Origin of the sequence: Thermalbibacter longus (genome assembly GCF_023806485.1) — a bacterium.
Taxonomy (GTDB): Bacteria; Chloroflexota; Chloroflexia; order Thermomicrobiales; family Thermomicrobiaceae; genus Thermalbibacter; species Thermalbibacter longus.
Genome location: NZ_JAMSLR010000003.1, coordinates 87,832 through 111,942, shown reverse-complemented (window position 1 = coordinate 111,942; position 24,111 = coordinate 87,832). Strand labels below are relative to the sequence as shown.

The following is a 24,111-nucleotide window of genomic DNA, read 5'->3' as shown; positions in this document are numbered from 1 at the left end:
GAGTGACCTCTGCGTAAGCTCAGGCGCGGGCGGTCACGATCGGCAGATCTTTCATCGTCACCAGTCCCGGCGCATGCTCCACCACGCGCGGCACCGCGTTGAGCGCGATGGCGGTCGTCGCCCGATCTCCCTGGAGACCGCCCGGGATGACCAGCTCCAATGGCGTCGGCCCCTCGAGCAGGATCTTATCGTAGGCCGGATCGGCGTCCAGATACATGCGCAGGTGAAGCGTGATCTTCTCCTCGCCACCGACGTAGCCCCGGCCGAGCTGCTCGACGCCGCAGACATAGCCTGGCTCCACCGTAAAGTATTGGGTCGTAATCCGTCGCTCGGCGATGACCGGCTCCGTCGACTCGCGGTAGTCGTCCAGCTCCCAGCCGAGCCCAGCAGCGATCAGGTAGACCGACTCCTGCAGACCGACATGCCGCACCGTGCCGGCCGCTACGAGCTCGCGGAATTCCTCGACGGTCTTGCCCGAGCCGATCTTGGCCTGGAGCGGGCGACGCCGGGTCGACGCATTCTGCACGCGCTGCACCCGGACTGCAGTGACTGACTGAGCGATGCCGCTGAAGAACAGCGGCAAGGCATCCATCACGTAGCCCGGGTTCACTCCCGTGCCGAGCACCGTGACCGCGTGCTCTCGGGCCAGCCGGTCGAGCTCCTGCGCGAGATCGGGGTGCTGGGCAGCCGGGAAGGACAACTCCTCGCAGGTCGATACGACGTTGCAGCCGCTTCGGATGATCAACTCGAGCTGGGGCCAGACCTGGTGCAGGTACGAGCCAGTGCAGTGGAGCACGCAATCGGGCTTCGTCTCAGCGAGCACCCGCTCAGCATCGCTGCGCACTGTCACGCCGAGCGCGCGGTCAAGCCCGATGACCTCCCCAATGTCGCGTCCCACCTTCCCGGGGTCGATATCCACAGCGCCGACCAGCTCGTACGATTCCCGCCGCGCTGCGAGACGCGCGATCTCCTGCCCGATCGGGCCCAGGCCGAACTGGACAACGCGATAGACCGTCATCTACCCTCCCACCCTGCTTCACCTGCACGCGGCCGACTGGTCTCAGGACTTGCGCTGGTCCTTCTCCTTGAGCTGGCGGTAGTACTTCTTCGGCTTGGGTAGCGGGCGACTCTCCTCAGCCGCCCGCGCGGCAGCAGCCTGGGTGGCAGCCTGGGTGAGCTGCTCCTCCAGGACTGCCAGATCGTCGTAGATGCCGATGTTGGCATTCGCGGCCGGAGTACGCATCAGGCGACGGACGAGCTCGAGCTGGGAGCGCACCTGCGCCTGCTCACCGCCCTGCCGCTCGGCTGTCTGCATCACGCTATCCACCAGCCGGATCGTCTCCGGGCGAGCGTGGTTCTCGATCAGTCGCTGGCGCACTCGCTGCAACGCCTCGATCAAATACATCGCTCATCCTTTCGCCGCTCCAGAGGAGCGTCATACGCCCGTGGAGTATCCAGCACCCGAACGTCGGGTGCAAGGGTACTGGCTGAGCATTACAGTCAATTGTAGTACTTGTGCAGTCGAAAGTCCTGCTCCTAATGGTCAGGTAGAGCGCGTCACCCCTTCTGTCGGTCGCAACCCGCCGTTGCCGCCGGATATCCGCCGTGCTTTACTTCTCTGACGCTGTCGCCGAGCCGGCGCAGGTTTCCGTGGCAGGCAGATGTCGACCGGCGTTTCGCCTGAGATGACGTTCGCTGTCGCGCCGGCGCACGGCGAGGCGAGCCTCCGAGCGATACGCGGGGCGGCGTCACGGGAGGATCGAGCGTTGGAACGCTTCCGCGACGAGCACGAGCTCCAAGCACGCTTCCTGGGCTGCCTGCTCGGCCTGGCGATCGGGGACGCGCTCGGTATGCCGGTCGAAGGCTGGGCGCCGGAGCGCATCCGCGAGCAGTACGGCTGGATCGATCGCTACCTGCCGCGTCTCGGCCCCGATGGCCAGGTGGAGACGCCGGCCGGGGAGTTCACTGACGACACCGAGCTAGCGCTCTGCCTCGTCGAGAGCCTGATCGGTGCCCACGGCTTCGTCGATCCCGAGGCGGCCGGCTATCGCTTCCTGCGCGTCCTCCAGAGCGACAGCGGGCACTTCCTCGATCCGACCAGCCGCCGCGCCCTCGAGCGGGCCGCCGAGTCCGACGACTTCCAGCAGGGGATCGGCGGCGAGGAGCGGCCGAACTGCTCGGCGGCCTCACGGGTCGCCCCTATCGGGCTAGTGCACGCGCTCGGCCGCTTCAACCCGGAGGTCTTCACCCGCGACGTCCTGCGCGCCTGCCTGATCACGCACAGCGACCCAGCCGCGATCAACGGGGCGCTGGCCGTGGCCTACGCGGTGCGCCTGCTGGTGGCGGCCGAAGTCCCGCCGGAGATGCTGATCGAGGACGTGCTGCACTTCATCGACGAGGACGCGGTCGCCCGTCGCCTGCGGCTGGCCGCCTCGCTGGCCGCGCACGGCGGCCAGCCGGAACGCGACCTCGCCAACCTCCGAGAGATCGGCACGTCGTCGTACGTCGCCGAAGCCGTGGCCGCCGCCTTCTACTGCTTCGCAGCACACCCGGACGACTTCGCCGCCGCGGTGCTCACCGCGGTCAACGCCGGCGGGGATACCGACTCGATCGCCGCGATGACCGGCGCGCTGGCGGGCGCCTACCTGGGTGCCCAGGCGATCCCGGCCGAACTGGTCGATGGCCTGGAGGGACGGATGTACCTGCTGGTCGCCGCGCCGGGGCTCTTCCAGACGGCCCAGCGCCGGGCCGGGCTCTACCTCCGGCTGCGGAGGCGCTGATGGAGCCAGCGATCGCGGTTCGGGGAGTCGTCTTCGACCTCGATGGCCTGCTGGTCGATAGCGAGCCGCTTCAGATCGCCGCGTGGCAGGCGTTCCTGGCCGGCCACGGCAAGCGGCTCGACGAGGGGCTACTGAACGAGCTGTTCGGGCTGCGGCTGCGCGACTCGGCCCGGCTGGTGATCGAGCGGTTGGGCCTGTCGCTCACGCTGGAGCAGGTGCTTGCGGAGCGCGACGCGATCTTTCTCGACTCGCTCGCCGGTCAGCTACGAGCGATGCCGGGCGCGCGGGAACTGGTCACGGAGCTGGCCGAGCGCGGGGTGCCGCTCGGGCTGGCCACCTCCGGCCACCGGCACTACGTTGAGCGGGCGCTCGTCGAGATCGGGCTGGCCAGCGCGTTCTCCGTCGTGGTCACGGCCGAGGATGTCGAACGAGGCAAGCCGGCGCCGGACTGCTACCGGCTAGCGGTAGACCGGTTGGGCTTGCCGCCGGAAGCCTGCCTGGCGCTCGAAGACGCTCCGCTCGGCGTACGGGCAGCCCGAGCGGCCGGTCTGCGCTGCCTTGCCATCCCCAACGAGCACACGCGGTCACTACCCGGGCTGGAGGAAGCAGACGCGATCCTCCCCTCGCTGTGCGAGGTGTTGCCCTGGCTGGAGGCACAGGGCTGGATGGGGGACATCAGGCCCGAATGATCGATCGCGGTCGCTGCAGAGGCGAGTTGCGATTCGCCTCTGCTTTCGAGACGTCCCATCGGGAAGGTTTCGCGACTCGGGCGGGTTGCAGAATCACGGGGAGACGACCGCGGAAGCCAGGAGCGGGGACGAAGGAGAGCTGAGTACAGGGCGCGAGTGAGCCGATCAGGAGAGGGGAGGGAACACGCGTGTACGACCTGCTGATCCGGGGTGGTGAGGTGCTCGACGGCAGCGGCCGTGCCGGATTCCAGGCCGATGTGGCGATCGAGCGGGATCGGATCGCGGCTATCGGGCAGCTCGGCGAAGCCCCGGCCCGCCGGGTGATCCAGGCGCGCGGCAGGGTCGTCGCGCCGGGGTTCATCGACATCCACACCCACTCCGAGCTGCCGCTGCTCGTCGATGGCCGCGCCATGAGCAAGGTAATGCAGGGCGTCACGCTGGAGGTCGTGGGCAACTGCGGCACCTCGCCGGGGCCGTGGACGGCCGCGGTAGGGCAGAGACTGCGCAGGCTGGCGCCGCCCGACGACGAGCTGCAGCGCTGGCGCTGGCAGTCGACCGGCGACGTGATGGCGAAGCTGGAGGAACGCGGGGTCGCGCTGAACGTCGCGTTTTTAGTCGGGCATGGCACGCTGCGCGCGGCGGTGATGGGGTCGGAACAGCGGCCGCCGAGTGGGGGCGAGCTGCGGGCGTTGCAGGAGCTGCTGCGGCGGGAGCTGGAGCAGGGGGCGCTCGGGCTCTCGACCGGGCTCATCTACGCGCCGAGCATGTACGCCGACACCGACGAGATCGTGGCCCTGGCGCAAGTACTGCGCGAGTACGGGCGGCTGTATACCAGCCACGTCCGCGGCGAGGGCGACACCGTGGCCCAGGCGGTCGCTGAGGCGATCGAGGTCGGCCGGCGAGCCGGGGTGCCGGTGCAGGTTTCCCACCTCAAGGCGACCGGGCGCAACAACTGGGGTCGCGGGCCGGAACTGCTCTCGCTGATCGAGCGCGCCCGCGCCGACGGCGTGGACGTGATGGCCGACCAGTACCCCTATGTCGCCAGCAGCACCACGCTGACCGCGGTGCTGCCACCCTGGGCGCTCAGCGGCGGCACCGGGGCGATGCTCGGGCGGCTCGCCGATGCCGAGCAGCGAGCGCTGATCCGGCGCCAGATCACCGAGGGCGCACCCGACTGGCCGAACCCGCTGATGCGTGGCTGCACCTTCGAGGATATCGTCGTCGCCTCCTTCGCTCCCAACCCGAGCTGGGAGGGGAGGTCGATCGCGGCGATCGCCGAGGAGCAGGGCGTCGAGCCGGAGGAAGCGGTGCTGCGGCTCCTCGAGGAGGCCAACGGTGACGTCGCGATCATCCGCTTTGCGATGAGCGAGGACGATGTGCGCGAGATCATGCGCCACCCGCTGGTGATGGTCGGCTCGGATGGCTCCTCGCTCGCAGCCGACGGGCCCCTGGCGCGCGGCAAGCCGCACCCGCGCTCCTACGGCACCTACCCGCGCGTGCTGGGCCACTACGTGCGCGAGGAGCGCGTGCTGAGCTTGCCCGAGGCCATCCGCAAGATGACTGGGCTCCCGGCCCACCGGCTGGGACTCAAAGATCGCGGCCGGATCGTGGCCGGGTTCAAGGCCGATGTCGTCGTCTTCGACCCGGACAGCGTGGCCGAGACGGCGACCTGGGCCGAGCCACACCGGTATCCGGCCGGGATCGAGTGGGTCATCGTCAACGGCGTGCCGGTGGTAGCCGAGGGACACCACACTGGCGCCCGGCCTGGCCGGGTGCTGCGCTGGGGCGCGAGCGGCTGCCCGGAGTAGCGCGCTCGCGCGGAGGCATGCCACTCTCCACCCAGTGCCGGGTCTCGCCGTTCGGTCATTGGGGCGCGGCGAGGGGCAGAAGCGGGAGAGCTCGGTCAGGAGGAGACCCGCCACGCCCCCATCCCTGTCCACGTCGCGAACGACTCGGATCGGGATCCGGGCAAAGGGCACGTGGCGCTCGCCCGGACATGAGAGCGCGACGATCCCAGGCGCTACGCCGTCTTGATCTCAGTCCAGAGCCGGTCGAACTTCAGCGTATCCTCGCCGACGTCCTCGATCCACTGGAGCCGCTGCCACACCTCGTCCGGCGGATAGACGCCGGGATGGTTGAGCATCGCCTCGTCGATGAGCCCCTGCTCGCGCGCCGTCTTGTTCGGGCAGCCGTACCAGATGAAGTTGGCGTTGCGGGCAGCGATGTCGGGCCGGTTCATGAAGTCGATAAACGCCATCGCCGTGTACTTGTGCGGCGCGCTCGCCGGCACGCAGAGGTTGTCCTGCCAGACCGTGCAACCTTCCTTCGGGATCACGTAGCGCAGGCCCTCGCGCTCCTGCTCGGCCAGCAGCGCGTCACCGGTCCAGATGTGCGAGATCACGGCCTCGCCGGCCACGAGCAGGTCGTCGTTGTTCTGGCTGCTGTAGGCCAGGACGTGCGGCTTCTGAGCCAAGAGCAGCTCCTTGACCTTAGCCAGTGCCTCGTCGCTGGTCTCGTTGATCGAGTAGCCGAGATACATCAGGGCTGCGCCGATCACCTCGCGCTGGTCGTCGAGCATGACGATCTTGCCCTGCGCCTCCGCGCCCGGCTCGAAGACCTCCTTCCAGCTCTCCAGATCCTCGCCCAGGATCGCGGTATCGTAGCTATAGCCGGAGGTGCCCCACATGTAGGGGATGCTGTACGTGTTCTCCGGGTCGTAGTACGCCTTCAGGTTGTTGGGATCGATGTGCTCGATGGTCTTGATCACGTTGTAGTCGAGCGGTTCCAGCATGCCGAGGTTGATCATGATGCTCACCATGTAGTCCGAGGGCACGATCACGTCGTAGCCGGTGGCGCCACCCTGCAACTTAGCGAGCAGGTCCTCGTTGCTGGCGTAGGTATCCTGAGTGACCTTGACGCCGTAGGTCTGCTCGAACTCGGCGATCACCTCGGGATCGTGGTACTCCGACCAGTTATAGAAGTTGAGCTCGCCCTCGAGCTTGCTGCGGTCGATATAGTCGGGGATGCCACCCGCGGCCGGCGTCTCGCCGGCGGCCGGTGTTTCGCCAGTGGCGGGCGTCGTCCCGCCTGGCGCGGTCGTCGGCGTCTCTGCCTCACCACCGCAGGCGGCGAGCAGCGCGGCGATCGCCGGCAGGCTGAGCCCCATCAGGGCGAGCCGGCGGATGAGCTCGCGGCGAGAGAGCCGGCCCTGCTGCCACGTCCTGATCAGCCGCTGAACGCGAAGGTCCTGTCTCACGGCGTCCTCCTCACGGATCGAGCATTACCTCTCGGTGTATCGATCGTCCGGCTCGCAGTTCCCCGGCCTGGTTCTCCAGTCGTCACCTCCACTCTATCGCCGGCGTTGCAGGAGCACCGACCCGAGCACGAGCGCGATGGAGGCGAGCAGCAGCACCGCCGAGAGCGCGTTGACTTCGGGGGTGATCCCGCGCCGGATGCGGCCGTAGATCTCGAGCGGCAGCGTCGTCGCCCCGATCCCCGCATTGAAGAAGGTAATCACGAAGTCGTCGATCGAGAGCGTGAAGGCCAGCAGCGCGCCGGCCAGGATACCGGGCATCAGCAGCGGTAGCGTCACATAGCGGAACGTCTGCCACTCGTTGGCGCCGAGATCCTGGGCAGCCTGCTCGAGCGTGCGGTCGAAGTCGGCCAGCCGGGCGCGAACGACTACCGCGACGAAGGGGAAGGAGAAGGCGATGTGCGCGATCGTGATCGTTCCCAGCCCGAACTTGAGCGTGAGGCCGAGCCAGCGGTCGAGCAGGGTGAACGTGGTGTTGAAGAAGACCAGGAGCGAGATCGCCATCACGATCTCGGGCACGATGATCGGCAGGTACATCGCGCCCTCGAAGGCGGTCTTGGCCCGGAAGCGGAAGCGATCGAGCGCCAGGGCGGTCAGCGTGCCGATGACGGTCGAGACGGCCGTCGAGACGAGCGCGATGATCAGGCTGTTCTTGGCCGCGGCGATGACTCGCTCGTCGCGCATCATCTGCTCGTACCACTCGATCGTGAAGCCGACCCAGACAGCCTGCTGGCGAGAGGCGTTGAAGCTGAAGATGACCAGGATCAGGATCGGCGCATACAGGAAGAGGAAGGTGAGCACCACGTTGGTGTTCAGCACCAGCCAGCCCGGCTTCAACCGCCGGCGTCGCCGGGGCGCGAGCGGCGCAGTCCGCGGGGCTGTCGTCGCCGTGGTGCTCATACTCGCCGCTCCCCGCCGACCCGGAAGTAGGCCATCGTCGAGATCAGCACGATGGCCATCAACACGAAGGACACTGCCGAGCCGAACGGCCAGTGCCGAACCGTCAGGAACTGCTGCTGGATCAGGTTGCCGATCATGACCACCTTGCCGCCACCCAGGAGATCCGGCGTGACGAACGCGCCGACCGATGGGATGAAGACGAGGATAGAACCCGCCACCACGCCCGGCATGGTCAGCGGCAGCATCACCCGGGTAAAGACCTGCCAGGTGTTGGCCCCCAAGTCCTGCGCCGCCTCCACTAAGGTAAAGTCGAACTTCTCGATGGAGGCATACAACGGCAGGATCATGAATGGCAAATAGCCGTAGACCAGCCCCAGTACCACGGCGAAGGTGGTGAAGAGCATGGTGACCGGCTGCTCGATGATGCCGAGCCACCGTAGCGCGCTGTTGATCAACCCCTCGTTGCGCAGCAGCAACATGATGGCATAGGTACGAACCAGGAAGTTCGTCCAGAAGGGCACCATCACCAGAACCAGCAGCGCGTTGCGCCAGCGGCGCGGCACCCGGGCCATCACGAAGGCGAACGGGTAGCCGATGACGAGGCAGATGACGGTCGTGAGCAGCGCAATCCAGACCGAGACGAGGAAGACGCGGATATAGAGCCAGTCGAAGAACCGGGTGTAGTTCTCGAGCGTGAGGCGCCAGATCACCTGGCCGTAGGCGCCGCGGCTGGCGAAGCTGTAGGCCAGCACCACGCCCAGGGGGATGAGAAAGAAGACCAGCAGCCAGAACGCTCCCGGCCCCAGCACCAGCGAGAGCTTGACTCCGGAACGCCGGCGCACCCAGTCGACTAGTCGAGTCGCCAGGTTCGCCGGCGGCGGTGATGGTGTCTCGACTCGCTCAGCCAGCGCCACGCTCAGCTCCTCCTCGCCCGCTCGCTCAGATCGACGAGACGATCCCGGGTCGATCTTTTGCTGGCGCTCATGTCTTCAACACCATCGCGGTCTCGGGTAGCCAGCTCAAAAGGACTTCCTCCCCATGACCGATCGTCTCGCTGCTATCGAGCCGGTTCTGGCTGTTCTGCACCCGCACGCGCACGGTACAGCGGTCGGTCAGCCGCACCAGATAGTAGGTGTCGGTCCCGATGTAGACGATCTCTTCGACGCGCCCACGGACACACCCATCGGCCCCTTCCGTCCCCAGCGAGCGCAGCCGGATCTTCTCTGGCCGGATAGCGACGGTCACCTGCTCGCCGATGGCGAGACCGTCCTGCGCGCGTGCCGGTACCGGCACGCGGTCGTCGACCACCACCGTCGCCCGCTGCCCGTTCAGATCGACCACCCGCCCGTCCAGGAAGTTCGACTCGCCGATGAAGTCGGCCACGAACCGGCTGCTCGGCCGCTCGTAGATCTCGAGCGGCGTCCCTACCTGGAGCACGCGGCCGGCGTTCATGACCGCGATCCGATCGGACATGGTCAGCGCCTCTTCCTGGTCGTGGGTGACGTAGATGAAGGTGATACCGACCGTCATCTGGAGGTGCTTGAGCTCGAGCTGCATCTCCTTGCGCAGCTTGAGATCGAGCGCGCCCAAGGGCTCATCGAGGAGCAGCACCCGAGGCCGGTTGATCAGGGCCCGGGCGAGAGCGACGCGCTGCTGCTGGCCACCGGAGAGCTGGCGCGGGTAGCGGTCTTCGAAGCCGCCCAGGCGGACGAGCTGGAGCGCCTCCCGTACCCGCCGGGCGATCTCGTCTCGCGGGATCCGCTTCATCCGCAGGCCGAACGCGACGTTCTCGGCGACGGTCATGTGCGGGAAGAGCGCGTAGTTCTGGAAGACCGTATTGACGTTGCGCCGGAAGGGCGGGGTCTCCCCCATCGGCCGGCCTTCGATCGAGATCTCGCCGGAGGTCGGCATCTCGAAGCCAGCGATCATCCGCAGCGTCGTCGTCTTGCCACACCCGGATGGCCCCAGCAGCGAGAAGAACTCTCCCTGCTCGATCTCGAGCGAGACGTTATCGACCGCGACGACGGAGTTATCGAACACCTTGCTGACGTTGCGCAGCTCGACGTCGGCAGTGCGGCTCAAGCTGCCTCCTCCCCACGCATCCCCGACCCGGGGTCATCGCTGGCGACGCTCAGAAGTGCCGATGGCTCAGTACGCTGACCGCTGTCGCGATCGGCAGGCGCACTGGAACCTGCGCTATTTTACTCTGTCCGCTCGCCAGTGACCGGGTTCCCCGCCACAAGAGCCCAGGAGCTACGACGCGCGCTCACCCTGGCGTGTGGTGATCAGCGGCCAGCAGGAGCACTGGAGCACGATCTCGCTCGCAGGGTACCAGCGCTCGCGGGCCTGACCCACCAGATAGAGCGAGCCCGTCACCAGAACCTGGTCGTCCGGCTCGGCCTGCTCTAGCGCCCAGTCGACCGCTTCCAGGGGCTCGGGGATGGCGACTGCCGGGCAACCCTGGGCCTGGAAGGTCTCGACCAGCAGCTCCAGCGGCGCGTGCTCGCGCTGCACAGCAACCGGTGCCGTCACCACCACCTGGTCGGCTGCCGCGCTGAGCTGCTGCGCCATCGCCGTCGCGTCGTGCCCCTCCAGCACCCCATAGACGACGATCCTCCGCCGTGGATGCCCCAGGCATCGCAGGCTCTCGAGCAACGCCCCGACCTTGTCGGGATTGTGCGCGCCATCCAGCACCACCTGCGGCGTCACCTGCACCACCTCGACTCTCCCCGGTATGCGGGCCTGCTCCAGCCCAGCGGCGATGGTCTCCGCGCTCACCTCGCCGCGCGGGAGATGACCGAGCTTCTCCACCGCGGCGATGGCGACGGCGGCGTTCGCGACCTGAAAGTGCCCGGGCAGGCCGATCCGATAGACCCGGCCACGGCGCAGATCGAGCATGCGGCTACCCTGCTCGTCACACTCGAGCTCGGCGTAGTCCTGGCCGGGATACAGGACGTCGAGCGGCGCGGCCTGGAGCTCGGCCTCCTGGCGGATCACGGCGAGCGGGCCGGGATCGGTCACGGTCGTCACCGCCGGCCGGCCATCCTTGATAATCCCAGCCTTGTGCCACGCGATGTCGAGCAGCGTCGGCCCCAGCGTGCGCACATGGTCGAGCCCGACCGAGGTGATCACGGCCACTTCCGGTTGGAGCACGTTGGTGAGATCGAATCGACCGCCCGCTCCCACCTCGACGACGGCCACGTCAACGCGGTCGCGAGCGAAGGCCAGGAACGTGAGCGCCACCCAGAATTCACCGTACGTGAGGCGCTGGCCGCCACGCGCGGTCCAGGAGCCGACCAGCCCATCCAGCTCGGCGACATAGCGGGCGAAGCGATCCGCCGGCAGGAGCCGGCCATCGATCTGAAGCTTCTCGGTCTCCACCTGAAGGTAGGGCGAGAGGTGCAGCCCGGTGCGGTAGCCGGCCTGGGTCAGGATGCTGGCGATGAGCGTCGCCGTCGAGCCCTTTCCTGAAGTGCCGGTGACGTGAACGGAGGGATAGGCATCCTGCGGCCGGCCGATGAAGTCCAGGAATCCGGCCAGCCGCTCGAGGCGAGCTTTGGCCCGCGCGCGAATCTCCTCCGTCGTTGCTCCCGGTGGTGGCGAGGGTGGGCCCTGGATAAGGCCGAGAAGGTACTCCGCGGCCCAGCGATACTGCGCGAGCGCCTGCTCGACGGACTCGGTCATGGCTCTCTTCGCCCCTTACGTCAGCCGTCCCGCGGCGAGACAGGGTGATTCTAGCAGTGACCGGTCGTCCAGGTAGGGATACTGCGACACTCCGGGTGCGCCGGAGGGGCTCTCCCGCCCGGGCTTCGTTCGCGCTATGGTATCCCAGCAAGCACCAGCCGGTCGCTCTGCGTGCCCGGCGGGCGCAGCGCTGAGGGACGGAGCCGGCGGATGGCCGGAGCATCGAGCACAGAGATAGCCAGCAAGCCTGCCCTTCGGATCTGGCGCGCGTTCGCCGTGGCCGGGCTCGCGCTGGCGATCCTGGCTGGCTTCGCCTCGGGCACGCTCGCCGTACTCGTCCGTCTAGCGGGCGGCCCGTCACTCTGGACAGCAGCGCTGGCCCAGGCCCACGGGCACGTGCAGATCTATGGCTTCGCCGGGCTGATGACGCTCGGTGTGGCCCAGCACTTCGTCCCCCGGCTGCGCGGGGTGAGCCCGCCCGATGCGAGGCTCTGCTGGCTCGGGCTGTCGCTGTTGGGCGCTGGGCTGGGGCTTCGCATCCTCAGCCAGCCACTGCTGGCCGGCGGGATCACCATCCAGGCTGCCGCGACCGCTCTAGTCATCTCCGGGACGCTGGAGCTCGTCGGCGGCAGCCTGCTGGTCTGGGCACTCGCCGCTACCCTGCGCCGGCCCGGCGTCACCCACAAGCGGCCACTCCGCACGTTCACGACGGCCCTGGTGACCGGCCTTGCGGCGTACGAAGCGGCACTGGCAATCAACCTGCTCGGCACCTGGCACGCTGCGGCTAGCACCGAGCGCCCCGGGATCGTGCCGGCGCCGGCCAGCACCGCGCTGGCGGCGCTGGGCTTCTACGGTTTCCTGCTTCCGATCGCCTTCGCTATGGGCAGCCGTACGTTCCCGCTCTTCTTCCGCACGCAGGCGCCGCGACCCATCCTCCTCGCCAGCGCCCTCGGCGCGCTCGCCCTCGGCACTGTCCTCCGCGCACCTGGCGTGCTGGTCAGCACGGGCCCGCTCCGTGCCGGCGGAGAGGCGCTCCTCGGCTGCGGCCTGCTGGCTGGTATCGCTGCGCTGCAAGTCTTCGCCCCACGCCGCCCGTTACCGCGAGACCAGAGGAGCGCCTGGCTCGACCCGCTGAGCCTCCTGGCCACCTCGGCGCATGGCTGGCTGGCGCTCGCGGCGCTCGCGCTGCTGGGCCGGCTGGCGTTGCCTCGCGCCAGCCTCGTCCCGCGCTCGCTCGACCTCGAATGGCACCTGCTAGGTGCCGGCTACGTCACGCTGCTGATCCTGGCCGTCGGGTCGCACCTCCTGCCTGGGTTCAGCGGCCAGCGGCTGCGCTGGCCCCGCGCGAGCTGGGCGCTGCTGGGGCTCGGTAACGTTGCCGTCGCTGGCCGGCTGGCCTGGTCGCTCGCCCCGGCTGCCCCGCTGGCCGGGTGGCTCGGGGCCATCGCCGGGCCTGCGGCGATGGCAGCGCTGCTGCTCTTCGCCCTGAACACCAGGGTAGTGGGCATGTCGGGGCCAATCCGAACGGCCTTGGCCGGGAGGTCGCCGCGATCGGCACACCGGTGAGGAGAGCGCAGTCACCGGCTGGCCCCGGGGAGATCCACCCGAGGGAGTGCGCCCGGCGACTGGCGATGTTATGATAGCGGCAGGTTGAGAAAGCCGAGCGCGCGCCTCTTGCGGGCCGGTAAGAGAAGAAGGGGCGAGTATGACTGGGATACATCGCGAGCAGGTCATCGACGCTCTGCGCCCGGTGAAGGATCCGGAGATCGGCCGCAGCCTGGTCGATCTTGGCATGATCAAGGACGTGCAGATCGAAGACGGAACGGTCCACGTCCAGGTCGAGTTGACGACGCCGGCCTGCCCGCTGCGGGCCAGGATCCAGACCGATGTCGAGCAAGCGGTGAAGGCCCTGCCGGGCGTCCATCAGGTGAAAGTCGCCTTTAGCTCCCGGGTACGGGCTGCCGGCACCGGGATGACCAGCCGCACGCCGCTTCCTGGCGTCAAGAACACGATCGCCGTCGCGAGCGGCAAGGGCGGCGTAGGCAAGTCGACGGTCGCAGTCAACCTGGCGGTGGCGCTGGCGCAGGACGGGGCGGCCGTCGGGCTGCTCGACGCGGACGTCTACGGCCCCAGCATCCCGACGATGATGGGCAACCGCGGGCGGCCGTACCTCCAGAACGACAAGATCATGCCGCTCGAGTCCTACGGTGTGCGCATCATGTCGGTCGGGTTCATCCTCGACCCCGAGCGGGCGCTGATCTGGCGCGGCCCGCTGGTCTCGCAGCTCATCACGCAGTTCCTGAACGACGTGGACTGGGGAGAGTTGGACTACTTGGTCATCGACCTGCCGCCGGGTACCGGAGACGTCCAGCTCACGCTGGTACAGCGCATTCCGCTCTCCGGTGCCATCATCGTGACGACGCCGCAGGACGTGGCGCTGGCCGACGCAGTGAAGGGACTGCAGATGTTCCGCGAGGTCAAGACGCCCGTCCTCGGGATCGTCGAGAACATGAGCTATTTCATCTGCCCGCACTGCGGTGGCCGCTCGGAGATCTTCGGCTTCGGCGGGGGCCAGCGCACAGCCGAGCGCTACGACGTACCGTTGCTGGGCCAGATTCCGATCGACCCCGCGGTGCGCGAGGGTGGTGACGCTGGTGCGCCGATCGTGGTCAGCGCGCCGGAGTCGCCGACCGCGGAGGCGTTCCGCGAGGCAGCGCGCCGGGCAGCCGGCCGGCTCTCGGTCGAGGCCGTACGCAAGCCGCGCAAGCCGACGATCATGCTCAAGCCGGGGGCGTAGGCACGCCGGCGAGCACGAGCGACCACGACGGGGCGGGTCGCCCGACCCGCCCCGCACTCTGCCTGGCGCGAACGCGTCAGCAGGCGCGATTACCGCTGCACACCGCAAGGCTACGCGACGTCTGGCTGTGCCGGCTGCGCGACCCGCCTGGCCAGCCGGCAACTCCCACCCGCAATGCTCCCGTCCTGCCGGTGACCGTCACCCCGCTACTCCGGCTGTGGCCGGAGACAGGGTAGACTGCCGACTGCGTCAACGGGGTCGATGAGAGGCGACGGGATCGGCAGTGGGCCTAGAGCCGAGCCAGGGCAGAATGGAGACGCCGCGAGAGCGGATCGAGCGCCTGGTGGCTGAAGGACGGAAGGCCCGGGCCGATCTCGAGCGAGCGCTGCTGTTCTGGCGGCAGCGTTTGCAGGCGGGCATCCTGCTGCCAACCGGCGAAATGGTCCGGATCACCCTCGACGACCTCTACCACCTGCTGGTCGATGATCGAATTTTTCGGAAGCCAGAGCGGATCGAGCTGATACTGCTCAGCATCTTCAAGATACGACAGGCCAGGCAAAACCGTCGGCGAGCGCTCAGCGCCTGGCAAGAGGGTGAGCGCCACCTCTTCGGGTTTGCTATCCTGGACGCTGAGAGCCGGGCGCGGACGATGCACGTCATCGACGAGCGCGATCTCCGCAAGTACGCGAAGGAACCAGTGCTGTGGTCACGGTCAGAGCGACCGTCGTCTGGGACGGACCAGGGGCAGACATCGTCCGCGTGTTCGTAGAGCCTGCGCTTCCCTCCGGCGCGGTGGTGCACGACGAAGACCTGATCCTCTACCGCGCGCTCGATCGGAACGAAGAGCCAACCGGTCCGGTTACCGGCATCGAAGTCATTGGCTTCCTCGAGTTCGACCGCTGGGACTCACTTCCCAAGCTCGACCTCCTGTGGCAGCTCCCCGGCCAGGAGCCGTTGCCGCTCGACGAGCTGCTGCGGCGCTTGCAGCGCGAGCTACGCCAGCAGGCGAGGCAGATCGCGAGCACGGCCTAGCACCCCCGTATACACGTTCAACGCGCGGTGGGCTGGCGCTCCCCATGCGGCTCGTCGCGGCCGGCTTGCCTGGGGACAACGCTCCCGAACGCCACCGCACCGCTCGCCATGGACACTCGCTGCGACGGATGGCTGTTGCCCTGTGCCCCGCCTGTCGCGGCTGAGACTGCGGTATCCATTCCCAAGCCCGGCCGGGAACTCCTATACTCCCAGCCAAGTCGACCAATGAGGAAGGGTAGACAGGGTTAGGGGAATACGACGGTGGAGCCGGAGCCGGGCCGTGGCAGCGCGGAGCCTCCCCGAGAGCGGATCGAGCGCCTGGTGGCTGAGGGCCAGATGCCACGGGCAGCGGTCGAGCAGGTCGAGCGGCTCTGGCAGGAACGGCTGCGGCACGGGGTCACCATGCCGAACGGCGAACTAGTGCGCATCACGCTCGACGACCTCTACCACGTCATCGTCGATAGCCGCATCTGGCGTCATCCCGAGCGGATCGAGCGTGCTATCGCACACGTCTTCGAAATTCGCCGTTCCCACAGTGGACGCCGCCAGGCATTCAGCAGATGGACAAAGGGCACGAAGGCACTGCTCGCTAGCATCATTCTCGAACCAGGAAATCGGTTGTGGTCGCTGCACCTCATTGATGCGAAACGCATGCGGCGCTATACTCGGCGTGGAGGCGAGATCATATGGAGACAATCAGAGCGACCATAGAGTGGACGCCCGAGATCGATCGATTCGTGCTGTGGAATGACGATCTCGCCGGCCGGGCATTCGTGCCAGAGCCGTTCGGTGACGTCACCGATAACCTCCTGCTCGAGCTCGATGAGCACGAGCAGGAGACCGGCCGGATCGTCGGCGTGGAACTCGCGATCCTCGAGTTCGACCGCTGGGATGATCTCCCCAAGCTCGACCTCCTGTGGCAGCTCCCTGGCCAGGAGCCGCTGCCGCTCGACGAGCTGCTGCGGCGCGAGCAGCGCCGGCTACGGCAGCAGGTCGCGCGCGCCGCTAGCCCGGCGTAACGAGCCCAACGAACGCACAAGGACACTCCAGCGCGCGGGTCGAGCGCGCGTTCGCCCGCGCATGTGCGGCTCCGCCTTCCCTCATCGCTGCCGTCCCCCGTGGCTGGCCGCGATGCTCCTCCCATGATCCTCCCGGTGATCCGCGAGAGGCATGACGACGGACGCGCCGTCCTCTGGGAGCGGCGAGACGATTCTGGTACGATCGGCAGCGCGAGCCGCTGGCTCGAAAGGCCAGGTCACAGCCGAGAAGGAGTGAGCGGTTGAACTGCGGTGCCTGCCAAACGCCGGTTCCGGAGGGAGCACGCTACTGCCCGCAGTGCGGGCAGGCGCTCGGCGAGCACGGGCGCGCGGCGCGCCGTCGGGTCGTCATCACGGGAGTCGGGGCAGTCACGCCACTGGGCCTGAGCGCCGAAGAGACCTGGCGCGGGCTCATCGCTGGGGAGTCCGGCATTCGCCGGATCGAGCGCTTCGACGCGAGCGAGCTGCCGGTTCAGATCGCCGGCGAGGTGCGAGACTTCGTCCTCGGTGAATGGGTCGACGCCAAGACCGCCCGCCAGATGGCACCGTTCAGCCAGTACGCCGTCGCCTGCGCAGGCATGGCATTGATTGACGCGAGGCTGGACCCAGAGACCGTGGATCCGGCGCGGGCAGCCGTGGTGATCGGCACCGGGGCTGGCGGGATGGCGACGATCCTAGAGACGCACGAGCTGGCGCAGCGACGGGGTCTGATGCGGGTCTCGCCGCACTTTATGACGACCTTCCCGCACAACATGCCGGCCTATCACATCGCCCAGGCTTTCCGCTTCCTCGGCCCGAGCCTGACCGTGTCCACTGCCTGCGCCACTGGGGCCCAGGCGCTCGGCGAGGCCGCCGAGCTGATCCGCAGCGGCCAGGCCGATGTCGCGCTGGCCGGCGGCACCGAGTACTGTGTCTTCCCGCTCTTCATCGCCAGCTTCGCCGTGCAGCGCGCGGCCTCCACCTGGAACGACCGGCCGCAGCGAGCAAGCCGCCCCTTCGACGCCGAGCGCCACGGCTTCGTCGTCAGCGAGGGGGCCGGGATCATGGTTCTGGAGGCCGCGGAGCACGCCCTGGCGCGCGGTGCCACCATTTACGCTGAGTTGCTCGGCTATTCGTCCAGCAACGACGGCTATCACCCGATCGCTCCCGATCCCGAGGGAAGCGGCGCCGCGCGCGCGATCCGCGCCGCCTTAGCCGACGCCGGCGTTCGACCGGAGCAGGTGGACTACATCAACGCGCATGCGGCCAGCACGCCGCTCGGCGACAAGGCCGAGACGCTGGCGATCAAGCAGGTTTTCGGCGAGCACGCCTACCGTGTGCCCGTTAGCTCCACGAAGTCGATGCTCGGGCACCTGATGGGCGCGACCGGTGCTGTCGAGTCGATCGCCACGGTGCTGACCATTCGGGACGGGATCATCCACCCCACGATCAACTACGAGACGCCCGACCCGGAGTGCGACCTGGACTACGTGCCCAACTGCGCTCGCCGCGCGACGGTACGGATCGCGCTCAAGAACTCGTTCGGCTTAGGGGGGCAGAACACCTGCCTGGTCTTCGGCGCCTGGGTGCCCTAGACGGCCGCGCGCCAGAGGAGGGAGTCGATGCCTCGCCGCTATGCACCGGCCAGTGGCCTGGTCAGCCCGCGCTTCAGCGGGATCCGCACCTTCGCTCGCCTGCCGCACGTCCGCGACCTGGACGAGGTCGACGTCGCGGTCATCGGCGTGCCGTTCGATACCGGGGTGACATACCGGATCGGTGCCCGCTTCGGCCCGGCGGCAGTTCGCGAGATGTCGGCCATGCTGCGGGCCTACAACCCGGCGCTCGACGTGAACGTGTACGACGTCCTCTCGGTCGTCGACTACGGCGATCTCCCCGTGGTACCGGGCTACATCGAGGACAGCTACGCCCGCATCGAGGAGGGGTTATCGCCGGTGCTGGAGGCCGGGGTGATCCCGATCTGCATCGGCGGCGACCACTCGATCTCGCTGGCCGAGCTGCGCGCGGTGGCGAAGAAGTACGGCCCGGTCGGCTTCGTCCAGTTCGACTCGCACACCGATACCTGGGACGAGTACTTCGGGCGCAAGTACACGCACGGCACGCCGTTCCGGCGCGCGGTCGAGGAGGGGCTGATCGATACCGCCCGAGCCATCCAGGTCGGCATGCGCGGCTCGCTCTACGGGCCGGAGGACTACGACCAGTCCCGCGCGCTCGGCTTCGAGGTCTGGCCGACCGACGACGTGCGCCGCGCGGGGATCCCGGCGGTGATCGAGGCCGTCCGCCGCCGGCTCGGCGATGGGCCCGTCTTTCTCAGCTTCGATATCGACTTCGTCGACCCCAGCTTCGCGCCCGGTACCGGCACGCCGGAGATCGGCGGGTTCACCAGCCGCGAGGCCCAGGAATTCGTCCGCGGCCTGGCCGGCGTGAACCTGGTGGCCATGGACCTGGTGGAGGTCTTGCCGGCTCACGACCCGGCCGGGATTACGGCGCTGATCGCAGCCAACGTTATCTTCGAGGCGCTGAGCGTCATCGCGCTCAACCGTCGCCCAGCGTGACCGCACTGGGACGACCGGATCTGGAGTGTCGGGACAGCCAGGCACCGTGCCGGATCGGGGCAGCCGGAGCAGTGGCGTAGGACGAGGGAGGGACTCATGACCATCACCGGCACCGAGCATATTCTCTTCGGGCGCATTCCCCGCCGGGCAGCGCAGATCCGCCCGACGGCCCCACTCGCTTTCCCGGTCAAAGAGGGACAGCTTCTCCAGATCACCGATGTCCAAGGCAAGCAGGTGGCCGATATGGTCGCCTTCAACCGGCACGATATCAAGGAGTTCCTCTCGACTTCGCACACCCGGGCGATCAACAACTCGTTGATGCTGGTTCAGGGCATGACGCTCTACAGTAACCGGCGCAACCCGATGCTGGTGCTGATCGAGGACACCGTGGGGCGGCACGACATTCTCTTCCCGAGCTGCGACCCGCGGCGCTACCTGGACGACTACGGCATCGAGGGCCATCCCAACTGCCGGGACAACTTCTACAACGTGCTCAAAGAGTACGGAGTGGAGTACGACTACATCCCCGACCCGGTGAACTGGTTCATGAACGTGGGGCTGAAGGCACGCGGCGAGTTCGAGATCCGCGAGCCGCTGTCGGAGCGGAACGACTACGTGCTGCTCAAAGCGATGATGGATCTGATCGTCGCGGTCTCGGCCTGCCCTCAGGATCAGAATGCCTGCAACGCCTTCAACCCGACCGATATCCTGATCCGCGTCTACGACTGACCTCCTGGGAAGGAGGGACAACGATGGCGACCGTCTCCGGCTCTCCGAGCTTCGCGCGCGATATCCAGCCGCTCTTCCGCGACAAGGACCGCGAGAGCATGCGCTTCTTGTTCGACCTCCACAGCTACGAGGACGTGGCGGCGCACGCCAGCGAGATCCTCGAGGAGCTCGAAGAGGGCGAGATGCCCTGCGACGGCCCCTGGCCGCCGGAGCAGATCGAGCTCTTCCGTCGCTGGGTGGACGAAGGCATGGCCCCTTAGCCAGAGTGGCAGCCGCAGGCACTCACCGATCCGCCGCGCGACCTGTAGCGCGGCGCCGAAGCTCTGCCGGCACGCCGGAGAGAAGGGGCACGGGATAGAGGCCCCGTGCCCCGATTTGACGGCCGGCCCATGTTGCCCACTCGAGGTCAGGAGTTACTCCTTTCAGTGCGTTACGACTAGCTCTCCCTGCTTGACCGAGCTCATATTGGCGAATACCGCAGGGTCCGGGGTAAAGTCGGTGGTGCCATCCGAGATGGGCCCGGAGGCCTGAGCCGTGCGGAAAGTGCCGTCGAAGCGGGCATTGAGCTTGAAGCCTGGTGCCTTGACCTGGAAGTGATCGCTGATCCGGACGCGATCGCCGGAGCCTTCCCAGCTCACGCTGACGTCGACTGGGAAGGAGGTGCCCGAGACATAGTCGAAGACCTCGATAGTGGTCTCGAGCGTCGCCGTGGTCAGCCGATGATCGATCTGAAACTCCCGCTCTGTCAGAATAGGGAAGCCTTCAGCAGCGAGGAGCTGTGTCCCGGTGCACTGGTCGAACCGGGAGATGAACAGGAAGGCTTGTGAGCTGACCTCTGGCGTACCCGCCTCCTTGCTACGGCCATCGACGGCCGCGACGAAGGCATCGGTGACGACACATCCAGTCTCATCGAGGTTGGAGAAGAACGCCTCGGCGAACTGGCTCTTGAACCAGAAGTGATGTGTCTCAGCTTCAGCGGCCCTGAGCGGCTGCAGGGCGGCGAGCACACCGAACAGGCCGAGCGCGAGGACCAGTGCGAGGAGCAAGCGGCGTGCCATGCTGGCCTCCTTATCGACGACGTCGCAGTGGCGGGTGCAGCATCGTGAGTCGTAAACTCTGGCCCACCCTGCTGCTGGTCCTCCTTTCGTTTGTCCTGCGGTGAGTGCCTGCCCATAAGCCGGCAGGCTGTGGAGCTTCAGCGGTGGAGCACCCACGCGCTCGCTCGGCCACAGCCTAGTACTAAGCGTGACAGGAGCTGTACCCCACGTCTGCACCTCGCTAGAGGGAACCGTATGTTTACAGTATAGCTGATGCGTTTCAGATTCTGTAAATCATACACCGCGTGAATCAGCTCACAATGTACCAGAGATTGAACAATTGCGTCCTTCTTGCTTCGATTCGTAGTCGCACCGGCTGCCTTGCGCCCTCAAGCCCTCGGCTGGGATGCACCCCTGTCTCGAGCCGGCTCTAGGCCACGAAGTAGCGGAGCGTGAGCGGGAGAGACTCCGCTGGCGGTACGTCGACCCGCTGGCCCTCGATGCTGACCTCCAGCGTCCGCGGGTCGACGCGTACCTGGGGCGAAGCCGTGTTGTAGCGCATCGCCGCTTTGAAGGTCTGGCGCGTGCTCTCGACTGGCACCGCGCGGCGGCGCAGCCCGTTCCGCTCGGAGAAGCCGGACTCGAACGCTTGCCGCGAGACGAAGTTGACCGCGAGCGCGGCGGGCGCCGCACCCAGCCCGCCGAACATGGGCCGGTAGATCAACGGCTGGCTGACCCGGGTCGAGCCCATGCCATCGCCGACGACCGCCCAGGCGACGAACCCGCCTTTGATCACGGCCTGCGGCTTGGCGCCGAAGAGCGCCGGGTGCCAGAGCACGATATCGGCCAGCTTGCCGGGCTCCAGGCTGCCGACCTCACGGGCTAGCCCGTGGGCGATCGCCGGGTTGATGGTGTACTTGGCCAAGTACTGGAGGATCCGCGGGTTGTCGTCGCCCTCGCCGGTCGCCGGATCGAAGCCACCTCCGCGCACCTCCTTCATCCGGTGAGCAAGCTGCCAGGTGCGGCTGATGACTTCGCCGATCCGCCCCATGCCCTGCGAGTCGGAGGACATGATGCTGATCGCGCCCAGGTCGTGCAGCACGTCCTCCGCGGCGATGGTGCTCGGCCGCACGCGGTCACGCGCCGCCTGCACGTCGGTGGGAAACAGCGGGGTCATCCGGTGGACGACCATGATCATCTCGTACAGCTCGCGGGCGCTGTTCACCGAGTACGGGATAGTAGGGCTCGTGGAGGAGCCGATGATGTTGGGCACGCTGGTAATCTCCAGGATGTTGGGCGCGTGCCCGCCGCCCGAGCCCTCGACATGGTAGGCATGGATCGAGCGCCCGCCGATGGCAGCGATCGTCTCCCGCAGTGCCCCGGCCTCGTTGATCCCGTCGGTGTGCAGCGCCACCTGCACGCCGGTCTGGTCGGCCACGCTCAGGCAGGCATCGATCACCGCGGGGAAGGCGCCCACGTCCTCGTGGATCTTCAAGCCGGCGCAGCCGGCCTCGATGTGCTCCTCCAGATGGTCACGCGCCGAGGAGCCACGGCCGAGCACAGCCAGGTTGATCGGGATCGCCTCGAACGCCTCGAAGAGGCGCTGGATGTTGGACGCCGGGTTGACGCCCAGATCCCAGACGCCGCCGGAGCCCTGGGCCACCAGCGTCGTGATCCCTCCGGCCAGGGCTGCCGGGATCAGGCTGGTGGAGGAGAGATGGACATGAGAGTCGATCCCGCCGGGGGTCGCGATCAGTCCATCGCCCGGGATAACACCGGTACTGGCGCTCAAGACCAGCTCGACGTCATCCATCACGTCCGGGTTGCCGGCCCGGCCGATCGCGGCGATACGGCCGTCCTTGATCCCGATGTTGCTCTTGAAGATGCCGAGCACGGGATCCATGACGACGACGTTGGTGATCAACAAGTCGAGCTTGCTCGGGCCCGGCTGGCGCCCGGCGAGCATGCCGTCGCGTACCGGCCTGCCGAAACCGGTGAGCGGCTCGAAGCCTGGCGGGGTATCGTCGCGCTCGATCCTGGCGAACAGGTTGGTGTCGGCCAGCCGCACGCGGTCACCGGTGGTCGGGCCGTAGATCGCGTTGTAGGTGCGGCGGTCCATCGAGTGCGGCATCGTCGTCCTCCTGGCACCCCTGGCTCGCCATTGCCCGGCGGCGCATGGCCCGTGCGCCTACTCCGCCGGCTCCTCCGGCTCGTGCAGGAACCCCTGGGCGACCATGTGCTCCAGCACGGCCTCGAGATCGACCTGATCGAGCGGGCCATCGACCAGGCCGTGGAACCCCCGCACGACTCGCCGCCCGCCGATCGGCACCAGCGGCACCTCGACCGTTTGCCCTGGCTCGATGCGAATCGCCCCGCCCGACGGGACGTCGGGGCGCATACCGAACGCCTTGCGCCGGTCGAAGCGGAGCCGGGGGTTCGCTTCGAAGACGTGGAAATGCGCCGTCAGGTGGACGGGAACGTCGTCCTCGTTGGTGATCCGTACCCGAGTCACCGGCAGCCCGGCGTTGATCTCGACCGGGTCGGAGGCCGGCAAGATGGCACCGGGCGGCAGGTCATCCAGCCTCATCGGATCGGGTTCCTCAGCGTCACCAGCCGGGTGCCGTCAGGGAAGAGCGCGTCGATCTGGAGCACAGGGATCATCTCCGCCACGCCGGGCAGCACGTCCTCACGGGTGAGCACCGAGCAGCCATGCGCGACCACCTCGTCGTAGGGCCGGCCGGCGCGCGCCTCCTCGAACACCTCGTCGCAGATGATGGCAACGCTCTCCGGATAGTTGAGCTTGAGCCCGCGAGCGCGTCGCCGCCGGGCCAGCTCGGCTAGGGTGAAGATGGTCAGCCGGTCAAGCTCTTTCTGTGTCAGATGCACCTGCTGCTCGCCCTCGCGTCCGGCTCTTCGACGGCTGATTATCCCCGGCGTCCCTCGGGCCGCCAAGTGGCGAACGGCCGGTCAGCTCGAAACGCACGCGGTACGGGATCCGGTAATCGCGCAGGAGCCTCGTGAGATCGACCGTCCGGTACCCGGCTGGCGTCTCCGGTCGCCGGTGGGGCGAGATCGCGAGCTTCGTCGGCAGCAGCGTGCCCAGCCGGCCGGCGGCAAGGGCTTCGGCCACCAGGTCCAGGTCGGCACGCCCGGGGACATCCTCGATCGTCCGATCGGGCGGGTGTGCCAGTGGATCGCTGTCGAGCCAGATGTACAGCTTACGCTCAGGCATCTACGTGAACGGGATCCAGGACTCGGCCGGCGGGAGGCGCTCATCGCTGGCGCGCTCGCGCTCGGCTGGCTGCAGGCGCAGCAGCGCCTCGATCTCGGAGCGGCGGTAGTAGCGCTCCCGGCGCACCCCGCGCCGGTAACTCTGGATCCGCCCCCGGCTGGCATAGGCGTAGAGGGTCGCCAGCTTGACACCCAGCAGGCGCGCTGCCTCCTGGGCGGTGAGGTATTCAACGCCGTCGATCTCGATCATCGCCCTGCACTCCCGGGCCTCGCATCGACAGTATACGGGTGAGCAGAGGGCACGTCCAGCGCTCGATCAACCTCCGTCAA

26 protein-coding genes are annotated in these 24,111 nt (G+C 67.7%); 13 read left to right on the top strand and 13 right to left on the bottom strand.

The window, feature by feature from the left end:
* Positions 1-19 precede the first annotated feature (19 nt).
* Positions 20-1,018 (bottom strand): NAD(P)H-dependent amine dehydrogenase family protein, encoded by a 999-nt coding sequence (locus tag NET02_RS05480; protein WP_284056375.1) that lies wholly within the window; start codon positions 1,016-1,018, stop codon positions 20-22.
* A 42-nt stretch (positions 1,019-1,060) separates the two neighbouring features.
* Positions 1,061-1,405, bottom strand: a complete 345-nt coding sequence (locus NET02_RS05475; protein ID WP_284056374.1) for a hypothetical protein — start codon at positions 1,403-1,405, stop codon at positions 1,061-1,063.
* A 361-nt stretch (positions 1,406-1,766) separates the two neighbouring features.
* Here NET02_RS05475 and NET02_RS05470 point away from each other — a divergent pair, with 361 nt between their 5' ends.
* From NET02_RS05470 to NET02_RS05460, 3 genes are all read left to right on the top strand, one after another.
* Positions 1,767-2,780, top strand: a complete 1,014-nt coding sequence (locus NET02_RS05470) for an ADP-ribosylglycohydrolase family protein (RefSeq protein ID WP_284056373.1) — start codon at positions 1,767-1,769, stop codon at positions 2,778-2,780.
* Entirely contained in the window at positions 2,780-3,469 is a 690-nt protein-coding gene (locus NET02_RS05465; protein WP_284056372.1) for an HAD family hydrolase, read from the top strand. The genes NET02_RS05470 and NET02_RS05465 overlap by 1 nt, the downstream gene beginning before the upstream one ends.
* A 188-nt stretch (positions 3,470-3,657) precedes the next feature.
* Positions 3,658-5,277, top strand: coding sequence for an N-acyl-D-amino-acid deacylase family protein (locus tag NET02_RS05460; RefSeq protein WP_284056371.1), 1,620 nt, complete (start codon positions 3,658-3,660; stop codon positions 5,275-5,277).
* Positions 5,278-5,489: 212 nt separating this feature from the next.
* Here the strand turns inward: NET02_RS05460 and NET02_RS05455 are convergent, their stop codons facing one another.
* From NET02_RS05455 to NET02_RS05435, 5 genes are all read right to left on the bottom strand, one after another.
* Positions 5,490-6,725, bottom strand: a complete 1,236-nt coding sequence (locus NET02_RS05455) for a polyamine ABC transporter substrate-binding protein (RefSeq protein WP_284056370.1) — start codon at positions 6,723-6,725, stop codon at positions 5,490-5,492.
* A gap of 93 nt (positions 6,726-6,818) precedes the next feature.
* Positions 6,819-7,682 carry an ABC transporter permease gene (locus tag NET02_RS05450; RefSeq protein ID WP_284056369.1) on the bottom strand — a complete coding sequence of 288 codons (864 nt, stop codon included), beginning with the start codon at positions 7,680-7,682 and terminating at the stop codon, positions 6,819-6,821.
* Complete coding sequence (locus NET02_RS05445) at positions 7,679-8,596, bottom strand: ABC transporter permease (RefSeq protein ID WP_284056368.1); 918 nt, start codon at positions 8,594-8,596, stop codon at positions 7,679-7,681. The genes NET02_RS05450 and NET02_RS05445 overlap by 4 nt, the downstream gene beginning before the upstream one ends.
* Positions 8,597-8,663: 67 nt before the next feature.
* A complete protein-coding gene (locus NET02_RS05440; protein WP_284056367.1) occupies positions 8,664-9,764 on the bottom strand; it encodes an ABC transporter ATP-binding protein in 1,101 nt (366 codons plus the stop codon).
* A 171-nt stretch (positions 9,765-9,935) separates the two neighbouring features.
* On the bottom strand, positions 9,936-11,366 hold the full coding sequence (locus tag NET02_RS05435) for a bifunctional folylpolyglutamate synthase/dihydrofolate synthase (RefSeq protein WP_284056366.1): 1,431 nt from the start codon (positions 11,364-11,366) through the stop codon (positions 9,936-9,938).
* A gap of 210 nt (positions 11,367-11,576) precedes the next feature.
* On the opposite strand from NET02_RS05435, the gene NET02_RS05430 reads away from it, so the two are divergent.
* The 10 genes from NET02_RS05430 (at position 11,577) to NET02_RS05385 (ending at position 19,773) form a co-directional block, all read left to right on the top strand.
* Positions 11,577-12,932, top strand: coding sequence for a hypothetical protein (locus NET02_RS05430; RefSeq protein ID WP_284056365.1), 1,356 nt, complete (start codon positions 11,577-11,579; stop codon positions 12,930-12,932).
* Positions 12,933-13,071: 139 nt separating this feature from the next.
* Entirely contained in the window at positions 13,072-14,163 is a 1,092-nt protein-coding gene (gene apbC, locus NET02_RS05425; RefSeq protein WP_284056364.1) for an iron-sulfur cluster carrier protein ApbC, read from the top strand.
* Positions 14,164-14,473: 310 nt separating this feature from the next.
* Complete coding sequence (locus tag NET02_RS05420; RefSeq protein WP_284056363.1) at positions 14,474-14,932, top strand: hypothetical protein; 459 nt, start codon at positions 14,474-14,476, stop codon at positions 14,930-14,932.
* Positions 14,923-15,195, top strand: coding sequence for a hypothetical protein (locus NET02_RS05415; protein WP_284056362.1), 273 nt, complete (start codon positions 14,923-14,925; stop codon positions 15,193-15,195). Before NET02_RS05420 ends, NET02_RS05415 begins: the two co-directional genes overlap by 10 nt.
* A 261-nt stretch (positions 15,196-15,456) precedes the next feature.
* Positions 15,457-15,906, top strand: coding sequence for a hypothetical protein (locus NET02_RS05410; protein ID WP_284056361.1), 450 nt, complete (start codon positions 15,457-15,459; stop codon positions 15,904-15,906).
* Entirely contained in the window at positions 15,882-16,214 is a 333-nt protein-coding gene (locus tag NET02_RS05405) for a hypothetical protein (protein ID WP_284056360.1), read from the top strand. Before NET02_RS05410 ends, NET02_RS05405 begins: the two co-directional genes overlap by 25 nt.
* 260 nt (positions 16,215-16,474) lie before the next feature.
* Entirely contained in the window at positions 16,475-17,806 is a 1,332-nt protein-coding gene (fabF, locus tag NET02_RS05400) for a beta-ketoacyl-ACP synthase II (RefSeq protein WP_284056359.1), read from the top strand.
* Between the two features lie 27 nt (positions 17,807-17,833).
* Positions 17,834-18,784, top strand: coding sequence for an agmatinase (gene speB / locus NET02_RS05395; RefSeq protein WP_284056358.1), 951 nt, complete (start codon positions 17,834-17,836; stop codon positions 18,782-18,784).
* Between the two features lie 96 nt (positions 18,785-18,880).
* On the top strand, positions 18,881-19,513 hold the full coding sequence (locus tag NET02_RS05390) for a DUF1989 domain-containing protein (RefSeq protein ID WP_284056357.1): 633 nt from the start codon (positions 18,881-18,883) through the stop codon (positions 19,511-19,513).
* Positions 19,514-19,536: 23 nt separating this feature from the next.
* Positions 19,537-19,773 (top strand): hypothetical protein, encoded by a 237-nt coding sequence (locus NET02_RS05385; protein WP_284056356.1) that lies wholly within the window; start codon positions 19,537-19,539, stop codon positions 19,771-19,773.
* A gap of 162 nt (positions 19,774-19,935) precedes the next feature.
* Here NET02_RS05385 and NET02_RS05380 read toward each other — a convergent pair whose 3' ends face one another.
* The 6 genes from NET02_RS05380 to NET02_RS05355 all read right to left on the bottom strand — a co-directional run bounded on the left by NET02_RS05380 (position 19,936) and on the right by NET02_RS05355 (position 24,031).
* A complete protein-coding gene (locus NET02_RS05380; protein ID WP_284056355.1) occupies positions 19,936-20,571 on the bottom strand; it encodes a hypothetical protein in 636 nt (211 codons plus the stop codon).
* Between the two features lie 409 nt (positions 20,572-20,980).
* Positions 20,981-22,681, bottom strand: coding sequence for an urease subunit alpha (ureC, locus tag NET02_RS05375; RefSeq protein WP_284056354.1), 1,701 nt, complete (start codon positions 22,679-22,681; stop codon positions 20,981-20,983).
* Between the two features lie 57 nt (positions 22,682-22,738).
* The gene (gene ureB, locus NET02_RS05370; RefSeq protein WP_284056353.1) at positions 22,739-23,137 is read right to left on the bottom strand and encodes an urease subunit beta; all 399 of its coding nucleotides are present in this window, start codon (positions 23,135-23,137) and stop codon (positions 22,739-22,741) included.
* The gene (locus NET02_RS05365) at positions 23,134-23,436 is read right to left on the bottom strand and encodes an urease subunit gamma (RefSeq protein ID WP_284056352.1); all 303 of its coding nucleotides are present in this window, start codon (positions 23,434-23,436) and stop codon (positions 23,134-23,136) included. The genes ureB and NET02_RS05365 overlap by 4 nt, the downstream gene beginning before the upstream one ends.
* On the bottom strand, positions 23,411-23,782 hold the full coding sequence (locus NET02_RS05360) for a hypothetical protein (protein WP_284056351.1): 372 nt from the start codon (positions 23,780-23,782) through the stop codon (positions 23,411-23,413). Before NET02_RS05360 ends, NET02_RS05365 begins: the two co-directional genes overlap by 26 nt.
* Positions 23,783-24,031 (bottom strand): helix-turn-helix domain-containing protein, encoded by a 249-nt coding sequence (locus NET02_RS05355; protein WP_284056350.1) that lies wholly within the window; start codon positions 24,029-24,031, stop codon positions 23,783-23,785.
* Between the last annotated feature and the right edge of the window lie 80 nt (positions 24,032-24,111).